The following is a 368-nucleotide window of genomic DNA, read 5'->3' as shown; positions in this document are numbered from 1 at the left end:
TCACCTACATATCAGCGTGCCTTCTCCCGAAGTTACGGCACCATTTTGCCTAGTTCCTTCACCCGAGTTCTCTCAAGCGCCTTGGTATTCTCTACCTGACCACCTGTGTCGGTTTGGGGTACGATTTCGTGTTACCTGATGCTTAGAGGCTTTTCCTGGAAGCAGGGCATTTGTTACTTCAGCACCGTAGTGCCTCGTCATCACACCTCAGCGTTAGTAAGAGTCCGGATTTACCTGGAACCTCCGCCTACATGCTTAAACCGGGACAACCGTCGCCCGGCTAACATAGCCTTCTCCGTCCCCCCTTCGCAGTAACACCAAGTACAGGAATATTAACCTGTTTCCCATCGACTACGCCTTTCGGCCTC

The 368-nt window shown here is 52.2% G+C and carries 1 rRNA gene; it reads right to left on the bottom strand.

What is annotated here, in order from left to right:
• Positions 1-368 (bottom strand): 23S ribosomal RNA (locus tag NNO02_RS23615); the annotation flags it as partial.

It is taken from the genome of Citrobacter sp. Awk 2 (assembly GCF_028069815.1).
GTDB lineage: Bacteria > Pseudomonadota > Gammaproteobacteria > Enterobacterales > Enterobacteriaceae > Citrobacter.
This window is presented reverse-complemented; position numbering and strand designations above follow the sequence as displayed.